This window comes from Streptomyces sp. NPDC005784 (assembly GCF_042871525.1).
GTDB lineage: Bacteria > Actinomycetota > Actinomycetes > Streptomycetales > Streptomycetaceae > Streptomyces.
In genome coordinates this window covers 1-8,487 of sequence record NZ_JBIAIQ010000087.1, presented here as the reverse complement: position 1 = coordinate 8,487, position 8,487 = coordinate 1, and the positions used below count along the sequence as shown (strand labels likewise).

Here is an 8,487-nt window from a genome sequence, read left to right as displayed (position 1 = left end):
ACGATGCTGGCCCGCACCTACCGTCTGGTGCGGTTCGAGAAACTGAACATCAAGAACATGACCCGCTCGGCCAGCGGAACCACCGAGCAGCCCGGTAAGCAGGTCAGGCAGAAGGCCGGGCTGAACCGGGCCATCCTGGCGCAGGGCTGGGGCCTGCTGCGCCAACGCACCGAACACAAGGCCCCGGGCCGGATCGAAGACGTCCCCGCCCCCTGCACCAGCCTGCGGTGCAGTGTCTGCGGATGGATCGACAAGAACTCGCGCAAGAGCCAAGCCGAGTTCGTCTGTTCCCTCTGCTGCTTCACCTGCAACGCGGACACCAACGCAGCCATCAACGTCGCGGCAGGACAGGGCGGGATTCCCCGCCCCCGGCGATCAGCCGGTGCCGGAGGGACGACACCGCCCAAACAGCGGTCGAGTATCCGTGAACCCCAACCCACCTCGGTTGGAATCCCCCTCTTTTAAGAGGGGGAGGATGTCAAACTGTGCCGGTGCTGATCCGACGCGAAGCGCCCGCCGACATTCCAGCCGTACGCGCCCTCACCACGGCCGCGTTCGCCAAACCGGGAACGACGGTCCCCGCCGAGGCCGTTCTGCTGGATGAACTGCGCGGCTGCGAGGGCTGGTTGCCCCAGCTGTCGCTCGTGGCGGTGAACGAGCGGGACGAGGTGGCCGGGCATGTGCTCTGCACCCGGGGACACGTCGACACCGCCCCGGTCGTGGCACTCGGCCCGCTCAGCGTGCACCCCGACCACCAGCGCCGCGGCGTCGGCCTCGCCCTCGTCCACACCGCACTCGGCGCGGCGGACGCGCTCGGCGAACCGCTCGTCGCCCTGCTCGGCAGCCCCGCGTACTACAGCCGTTACGGCTTCCACCCCAGCACGCAGTACGGCATCACCGCACCGGACCCCGACTACGGCGACTACTTCCAGGTACGCACCCTCTCGGCGTACCGGCCGAGCCTGCGCGGCACCTTCGCCTACGCCGCGCCCTTCAACGATCTCTAGCCCTCCAGCGGCCCGCGGTGCCACGCCATGCAGACATGACATGCATGACCGGCATCAGGGCGCGACCGGCGTCACTGCCCCGGAAGCAACCATGCTCCTGGCGTGGAGTCCTGCCGGCGTCGACAGGTGGTCCGGCAGCCGTTGCCTTGTCCCGGAGCGCGAAGACGCCCGCCCGCCTGTCCCCGGTATCGGTGACCGGGCCGCACTCACCGCACACCCGCATCATGCACACAGACGCCGAGTCGGCATCGCTTCACTCCCGTGCGACCCGGCGCCTGTGACCACCCCCCCCGTGTCCCCGCACCACCGGGTCGGCGCGCGGCTGCTCACGAAGGGATGACCATGCAGACGCAGAAGGCCTGCGACCTGGACGAGATCGCGGCGGAGATCCGCGCTCACGGCGACCGCACCGGCCGCCGGATCCTGGTCGGCGTCGACGGTCCGGGGGCGTCCGGCAAGAGCACCCTCGCCGCGCTGCTCGCCGACCGCCTGCCCGGCGCGGTCGTCGTCCACGTCGACGACTTCTACCGCCCCAGCCGCGACGAACGGCCCGGTGGCTACGGCGCGGACTTCGACCTGGAGCGGCTGGAACGCCAGGTGCTGCGCCCGGCCTCCGCCAACAGAACCGTCCGCTACCAGCGCTACGACTGGGACAGCGACCGGCTCGCCGAGTGGCACGACGTCCCCGCCGACATCCCCCTCGTCATCGAGGGCGTCTACAGCACCCGGGCCGGCGTGCGGGACCTGTACACCTACCGCGTCTACTGCCACACGCCCCGCGAACTGCGGCTCAGCCGCGGTCTCGAGCGCGACGGCGCCGAAGCCGAGAGCCAGTGGGTCGACGAGTGGATGCCCGCGGAGGACCGCTACGTGGACGCGGAACGCCCCTACCACCACGCCGATCTGGTCCTGGACGGCACGGGCACCCCGAGCGCAGACGGCGGCCCGGTCTTCCGCCGGGCGGTGCTGTCATGACGAGCCGGACGCCCCACCGGCCCCCGGGGGCCGGTCGCCCCCTCAGCAGCTATGCGAGCAGGCCACGCGACGCGCCCGGCTGCACAGCCATCGACACCTTCATCGCCTCCCGCGCGCGTTGCGCGCCACTGCCCGGGCACAGCGCCTTCGCCGGGTAAGCCGTGCGGCCTTAAGGCCTCGTGCGGCTCGGGAAACAGCACCAGGCAGTCCAGCTGCACGGCCCGGGCATCGACAACGAACCGTTGCACGATCACGCCGCCGACCTCGGCAGCTACAGGGAAATCGCCCAGCGCACTCCCGGGGCGGGGGGTTTCACCCGCTGCCCGCGCGCCGGGCGGTGGAGCGCTCCTGCGGATGGCTGATGCTCCACCGCCGTCTGGCCCGCGGCTACGAGACCTTCCCGCCCGCTCCGAAACCACGATCCACCTGGCCATGACCGACCTGACGGCCCGTCGCCTCACCAGCGAGGTGACGATCTCCCGGCGTGACCCGAAACCGGATCAGACACCAATTCCGGGATGGAACACCGGGAGAACGCGACCCTTTACAAGAGCCTCCTGCCCATGGCCGCCGTGGCAGCCTCGTGGTCCTTGCACCGCCACCACTCGTCGATGTTCGCCGAGACGATCAGTGCCGCGGTGCGGAGATCCGCCTCCTGCGCACCTTCACCCAAGAGGTTCCTGGCGTCCTCGTCGAAGTCCAGGCTCAGCAGCCAGCGCTGCGGCTCGTTGTCCGGCGCAGCCACCGACACCTCGACTTCGAGAAAGGCCCGCTCGACCTCAACCGCCCCTTCGGTGAACACGCGCTGCGTCAACTGCAACTGTTCGACATGGATCGGGACGGCGTACGTCGACTCGTACTCACGGAGCAGATCACCCAGCCGGGCCCGCGTGTCAGACGTGAGGATCATGGTGCTCCATCAACAGGCAGGACGCCACGGCTCGGCAGACGAGGCGCGGCTGGAGCCGGGCACGTCATCCATAGAATAAGCCGTGATGATGCCCTGCGGATTGATCCTGGGCGTGCGCCCATAGGCGTTCGGGTTGTCCAGCACCCCGAAGTACTTGCTGCACGGGGGCATGGCCTCCATGTAGTAGTGCCATCGGCCGCCGGGAATCGGCACCACGGTGCCGCGCCAGATGGCGTGGCTGATCTTCCTGTCGAAGTCGGTGCTCCAACGGCCACGGTGCACCAGGTGGCGGTATCCCCAGGTGTTCGAGCCGCACCGAAGCGGGATGACGAGTGGACCCTGGTAGTACTTCTTCACGATGTGCGCTGCCGACTGCCCGGCGCACGGGTCGGCCGCTGATGCGGAATCCGCACTGCCAACGACAAGCGAACTGACCGCGGCCAGCACCGCCGCAACAGCAGCGGCTCGCTGAGCAAGTCCCATGCTGATCTTCCCCCTGTTCAAATGTGACGCCCCGAGGCAGCCGGACTGGTCAGGTTCCGGCGGCGGAGCGCGATCGGAGACGACGTTCTCGCACGCATGTGCCAACAGGCAAGCGAATTAAGTATCGTTATGAGCCCCCTTCCTCGGATAGGGGCCGAATCAGCACATCTGAAGGCAACCGTCCAGCTGACAGTCCAGGCCCAACGGACGCCCGGTGAGCGGCCGGACGGTCCCTGCTCCCCGTCCTCGGGCCGGACGGTGGGCAGCGGGCTTCTCATGCCGGGGCGTCCTTGCTGTGCTCCGCCACCAGGCGGGCGGACAGGACCGGCGTGGCCGTCAGCAGTGCTCCGCAGCCGGCCTCTCGGATCTGCCCCGCACTGGAGATCTGCCCCGCACTGGACGGGGAGATCCGGAAGTCGGCGGCCGGCCCGGTCCGCCGGAGCCTGATGAGGTCGCGGTGGCATCGGCGCTGTTTCAGCCGGCCGGCTTCACGGCAGGCCGACCTGCGAGGCGGTGAGGACGCTGCCCGTGTCGTCTGCAGTGCCCGGGGCGTGCGCCGGGAGGCGTCGTACGGCTGGGACACAGAGCAGCGCGAGGGCGGCGGGGACCGCGAGGACTGTCATCGCGTAGAGGGTGGGTCGCACACCGAGGGAGTCGGAGACCGGGCCGGCCAGCGCAAGACCCAGCGGCATGAGTCCGGCCGACAGCAGGTAGTCGTATGAACTCACGCGGGACAGGGCGGCTTCGGGCACGTGCGTCTGCAGCGCGGTCTCCCACAGCACGAAGAAGAGGGAGACGCCGACACCGGTGACCGCTTCGAGGACCGCGATCATGGCGAGTGAGGTGCCGGACCCGATGATGATCGCCTGGCAGGAGCCCACGGCGAGCCCTGCGGCGGCGAGGGCCATGGGACGCGGGACCTTCAGCCGGTAGGCGAACACGTCTCCGACGATGGAGCCGATACCGAATCCCGCGGTCACCGTCGACCAGCTTGCCGCACCGCCCCACTCCTGTTCGGCCAGGACGGGCCCCAGCACGAACACCGACGGCAGCACGACAACGTGATAGACCGCTATGGCGGCCATGCCCGACCACACCCACGTCCGGCTGCGCACCTGCGCCCAACCGGCGCGCACTTCCTTCAGGAACGACCCCCCGGCGGTGGGCTCCGCCGTCTCAGGAGCCGTAGTACGAGGTCTCAGCCCGGCCAGGAACGCGGCACTGGCTGCGAAGGTCAACGCGTCCAGGGCCAGAGCGCCGCCGGGGCCGAGCAACGCGACCACGCCGCCGGCCAGGGCCGGACCGAGCACCAGCGCGGACGACTGGGCGAACCCCCGCAGGGCGTTCGCCTCCCGCAACCGGTCGGGCCCGACGACCAGCGGCAACAGCCCCGTGGAAGCGGGCATGAAGAACGCGTCCGCCGTGCCGAACACCAGCATGAGCAGCACAAGATGCGAAATCCTGGCAGCACCGGTCACCAGCAGTACGGCAATGAGCCCCTGCACAGCACACCGCACCACGTCGGAGACCAGCATGACGCGGTGCCGCCGGAAACGGTCCGCCCACACACCACCCACCAGGGCGAACAGCAGCATGGGAAACAGCCCGGAGGCCGCCACCAGCCCGACGTCGGAAGCGGACCCGCCGACCGAGAGCACGGCAAAGGGGACGGCCACGAACGAAACACGGTCGCCCAGCACCGACAGCGACTGCCCGATGAACAGGCGGGCGAACTGCGGCTCATCACGCAGCACGCCGGGAATCAAGAACTTCACTTGGTGGCCGATCGAGGGCAGGAGGGCAGGAGGACAGGATGCGAGGCAAGGATGCGAAGCGCCCGATGGTAAGGCGGCCCGTCCATGCCAGGCACCTGAATTTCTCCAGGTCGCAGCCCGTTCCAGGATTCCCCGCAGGGCACATGCACGTGCGGACTATGAAGGGCCCCTGCGATCAACGCCGCAAGGAACCGGCGCCGCCGGGGATCGTGTCCGGCGGCGCCCTTCACCGGTGCCCGGTCGGACAGGATTCCGTCGAGCGCGTGAACCGACCCACTCCCATGCCCCGCCGGAACCGCCCGCCCCCTGTGGTCGTCTTGTGCGCTGACTGTGTACGAAGCGGGGATGCGGGGGACGTTGTGAAGCGGAACGTGACGAAGGCCGGTCTCCTGGCGGTGGCCGTGGCGACGGCGCTAGGGGCCTCGGCCTGCGGCGGGGAAGCCGGCGCGACGGCCGCGGGGACCGGCGGGACGCTCCCCGCGCACGGGAAGGGGGAGTCCGTGGCGCCCTTCGGGTACGGGGCGTCGTCCGGCTCGGCCCCGACGTCTCCCGACATCGTGGGGAAGTCGTCCGGGACCGTGCAGACCGCGGCGTCGCCCATCACCCGGCACGTGCCGTGGAACCTGGACATCCTGGACCAGCGGTCGCGGCCGCTGAACGGGAAGTTGACCACCACCGCCACGGGCAAGGGCGTTCACGTCTATGTGATCGACACCGGGATGGACATCGCCCACAACGAGTTCGGCGGACGCGCCCACCTCGGTGCCGACTTCGTGGGCCCGAAGGACTCCGGTGACTGCTTCAGCGAGGGAGGCATCGGCCACGGCACGTTCGTCGCGGGCATTATCGGCGGCGCGAGGTACGGGGTGGCGCCCAAGGCGGAACTCGTACGGGTCCAGGGCGTCCTGTGCGAGAGCGAGGGCGGCGGTTCCCCGGCGGCGGCCGAGGCAGCCGTGGTCAAGTCGGTCAAGTGGGTCACCGCCCACGCGCAGAAGCCCGCGGTGGTGAACATGTCGCTCAACTTCGACCACCGGTCGGCGGCCGTGGAGTCCGCCGTGAAGAAGATGGTCGACGCGGGGATTGCGACGGTGGTGTCGGCCGGCAACTTCCATGACGACGCCTGCAAGCACTCCCCGGCCGGCGTCCCCGGCACGATCGTGGTGGCGGCCTCCACCTCGAACGACCACGCGTGGAGCGACGGCGGCTCCTACGGATCGGGCTACGGACGGTGCGTGGACCTGTACGCCCCCGGCCAGAAGGTGACCGCCGCCCTCGCCGGCGGCGGTACGACCACGGAGGACGACGGCGCGACGTCCTGGGCCGCGCCGCACGCGACCGGCGTGATCGCGCTGTACCTGTCGGCACACCCCCACGCCACGGCCAACCAGGTCCACGTCTGGCTCGACCACACGGCCACCCGTGGTGTCCTGCGCGGTATCCGCTCCGACACTCCCAACCGGCTGCTCAACACCGGCGGCCTCTGAAAATTCCCTTGGACGGCCACGGGCCCCGATCCCGGGAAGCGGACCGTTACGATCGCCTCCCGCAACGGAGGTTGGTGGCACTGCACGGGAGGGGTGGCCGTTCAGTTCCTGGCTGACCTGATCAGCGGGGCCCCTGGAAACCTGGGGGCTGCCGCCGATGCGATCCCAGGTCGAGGCGGTCACAGGACGCTCAGCCGCGAGCGGCATCGGCCGGCTCGGCCGGCTCGCTCTGGGACGGACAACGGCCCGTCCCCGGCATTCGTGCTGCCGGAGACGGGCCGTTCGCATCGTACGCACAGCAACTGTCCCTCAAGGGATGCCCATCGACGTGCCCCTGCGGGCCCGTTCGATCGGGAATCGGCGAGGAACCGCGACCGCCGGCGGACACCGCTCACGAGATCGGCCCGCACCGAACAGCTCAGCGGCGGGGCCGGCAGGAGACGGCCGGTGCGTATGTTCGGTCAGCAGCCGCTGTGCGTGGGGGTGAAGTCCATGCGGGCGTGCCTGTCCGTGCCGATGGCCGCGTCGTAGGTCGTCTTGCTGACCTGGTACCAGACGTCGTCCTGTTTTGCGTCGCCGCCGAGGTCGTCCAGGCTGACGCACCACCGTTGCGGCCGGACGACGCGCGTGTAGGTCTCGGTTCCGCTGCGGACCTGCTTGCAGTTCTTGGACTGCTCGGTGGAGTACCAGGTGCGGGTGCGCCGCTTGGTGCCCGATCCCGTGCTTGTCGTGTGTCTGACCCGCCGCGTGGTCGAGGTGCACTTCCTGGTCATGTGCGGCCGTGTGGCCCGGGTGGTCTTGGCGGCGAGGTGGCGGATCTCGTCCCGGAGGCCGAAGACGGTCGCGTCCGTCGTGGTGGCCGGGTCCGGCCGGGACTCCCCGGCAACGCCCCCGCTGCCCCGGCCAACGCCGACCGAGTGGTCCGTGCCCTCGTCGTGGACGTCACCCCCGCCGCCGCCGCACGCGCCGAGCCCGGCTATCAGAACTGCCGTCACTGCGGCCGTCACAAGTCGCTTGAACATGTCTTCCTTTGCGATCAACGGCCCGCAGCGTAACGGATCACCGCCCAAGCCGAACAAACGGCTGGACAGCGCCTGTCCCGCGGTTGCCTGCCTGCGCGGCATGGCGCAGGCAGACGGTGGTGGTCCCCGTGTGCCGGCGGTGCAAGGCGGCCGTGGTCAGAAGCGAAGGGCCTTCCAGGTCTTCCGGCCGACCTTGCCGTCGTTCTGGTTGTGGCCCATGTAGTTGTACTGGAACCACCTCGTTTCCTTGCAGGGTGCCCCGGCCTTCAGGCCGGGGGTGAATGCGAGCCCCTGCGGAGCAGGGCAGGGGCAGAGGAATCGCCGTCAGGGCGATTCATCTGCCCTGACGGCGTCGAGGGCGATCTCGAGCAGGTGCAGGATCTGGGCGTTGAGGGCTGCCTGGTCGGCGGCCGCCCGGGCGGTGAGCCGGGCGTGGAGTTCTTTGGGGATGCGAAGCGTGAATTTGAACATTCCGCTGTTGTGGCGTTATTGCGCTATTACCGTGACGGCATGGCGAAGTTCCGCATGTACCCCACGAATGCGCAGGAGCAGCAGATGCTTCTGCACTGTGCGCACGCCCGGTACGTGTGGAACCTGGCCGTCGAGCAGCACGCACATTGGCGCAGGTGGCGCAGGTCAGCGCCCGGTTTCGCTGAGCAGTGCCGCCAACTCACCGAGGCCCGGCGCGAGAGCGAGTGGCTCGGCAGTGGGAACGCGGACGTGCAGCAGCAGGCGTTGAAGGACTTCACCACGGCCAAGAACGCCCGCTTCACGTCCGGGTTCGGTGAGCCGACCTGGCGCAGGAAGCACGTGCACGAGGGCTTCCGCGTC

At 69.6% G+C, this 8,487-nt stretch carries 10 protein-coding genes and 1 pseudogene; 6 read left to right on the top strand and 5 right to left on the bottom strand.

Annotation, left to right across the window (positions count from 1 at the left end):
- The 4 genes and pseudogenes from ACFYR3_RS45295 to ACFYR3_RS45280 all read left to right on the top strand — a co-directional run.
- Positions 1-465 (top strand): zinc ribbon domain-containing protein (locus ACFYR3_RS45295; protein WP_389288237.1); only part of this gene is annotated, 465 nt, incomplete at its 5' end.
- 26 nt (positions 466-491) lie between these two features.
- A complete protein-coding gene (locus tag ACFYR3_RS45290; protein ID WP_389288235.1) occupies positions 492-1,007 on the top strand; it encodes a GNAT family N-acetyltransferase in 516 nt (171 codons plus the stop codon).
- A 342-nt stretch (positions 1,008-1,349) separates the two neighbouring features.
- A complete protein-coding gene (locus ACFYR3_RS45285) occupies positions 1,350-1,982 on the top strand; it encodes a uridine kinase (protein ID WP_389288233.1) in 633 nt (210 codons plus the stop codon).
- Positions 1,983-2,224: 242 nt separating this feature from the next.
- Positions 2,225-2,480 (top strand): annotated as a pseudogene (locus ACFYR3_RS45280) (IS5/IS1182 family transposase); the annotation flags it as partial.
- A gap of 46 nt (positions 2,481-2,526) precedes the next feature.
- Here the strand turns inward: ACFYR3_RS45280 and ACFYR3_RS45275 are convergent.
- The 3 genes from ACFYR3_RS45275 to ACFYR3_RS45265 all read right to left on the bottom strand — a co-directional run bounded on the left by ACFYR3_RS45275 (position 2,527) and on the right by ACFYR3_RS45265 (position 5,129).
- A complete protein-coding gene (locus ACFYR3_RS45275; RefSeq protein WP_389288239.1) occupies positions 2,527-2,892 on the bottom strand; it encodes a hypothetical protein in 366 nt (121 codons plus the stop codon).
- Positions 2,893-2,901: 9 nt separating this feature from the next.
- A complete protein-coding gene (locus ACFYR3_RS45270) occupies positions 2,902-3,375 on the bottom strand; it encodes a hypothetical protein (protein ID WP_355858712.1) in 474 nt (157 codons plus the stop codon).
- 488 nt (positions 3,376-3,863) lie between these two features.
- The gene (locus tag ACFYR3_RS45265) at positions 3,864-5,129 is read right to left on the bottom strand and encodes an MFS transporter (RefSeq protein WP_355858715.1); all 1,266 of its coding nucleotides are present in this window, start codon (positions 5,127-5,129) and stop codon (positions 3,864-3,866) included.
- Between the two features lie 392 nt (positions 5,130-5,521).
- On the opposite strand from ACFYR3_RS45265, the gene ACFYR3_RS45260 reads away from it, so the two are divergent.
- Positions 5,522-6,634: a S8 family peptidase gene (locus ACFYR3_RS45260; RefSeq protein ID WP_355858718.1), complete on the top strand. Its 1,113-nt coding sequence runs from the start codon at positions 5,522-5,524 to the stop codon at positions 6,632-6,634.
- Positions 6,635-7,095: 461 nt separating this feature from the next.
- On the opposite strand, the gene ACFYR3_RS45255 is transcribed toward ACFYR3_RS45260, so the two are convergent.
- Positions 7,096-7,656, bottom strand: coding sequence for a hypothetical protein (locus ACFYR3_RS45255; protein ID WP_355858721.1), 561 nt, complete (start codon positions 7,654-7,656; stop codon positions 7,096-7,098).
- Positions 7,657-7,980: 324 nt separating this feature from the next.
- Complete coding sequence (locus ACFYR3_RS45250; protein WP_389288230.1) at positions 7,981-8,127, bottom strand: toxin-antitoxin system HicB family antitoxin; 147 nt, start codon at positions 8,125-8,127, stop codon at positions 7,981-7,983.
- A gap of 39 nt (positions 8,128-8,166) precedes the next feature.
- Here ACFYR3_RS45250 and ACFYR3_RS45245 point away from each other — a divergent pair.
- On the top strand, positions 8,167-8,487 hold a 321-nt coding region (locus ACFYR3_RS45245; RefSeq protein WP_389288228.1), incomplete at its 3' end, for a helix-turn-helix domain-containing protein.

Coding starts and splice junctions, on each gene's coding strand:
- ACFYR3_RS45285 (WP_389288233.1), top strand. CDS start 1,350: ATGCAGACGCAGAAGGCCTGCGACCTGGACGAGATCGCGGCGGAGATC.
- ACFYR3_RS45275 (WP_389288239.1), bottom strand. CDS start 2,892: ATGATCCTCACGTCTGACACGCGGGCCCGGCTGGGTGATCTGCTCCGT.
- ACFYR3_RS45270 (WP_355858712.1), bottom strand. CDS start 3,375: ATGGGACTTGCTCAGCGAGCCGCTGCTGTTGCGGCGGTGCTGGCCGCG.
- ACFYR3_RS45255 (WP_355858721.1), bottom strand. CDS start 7,656: ATGTTCAAGCGACTTGTGACGGCCGCAGTGACGGCAGTTCTGATAGCC.
- ACFYR3_RS45250 (WP_389288230.1), bottom strand. CDS start 8,127: ATGTTCAAATTCACGCTTCGCATCCCCAAAGAACTCCACGCCCGGCTC.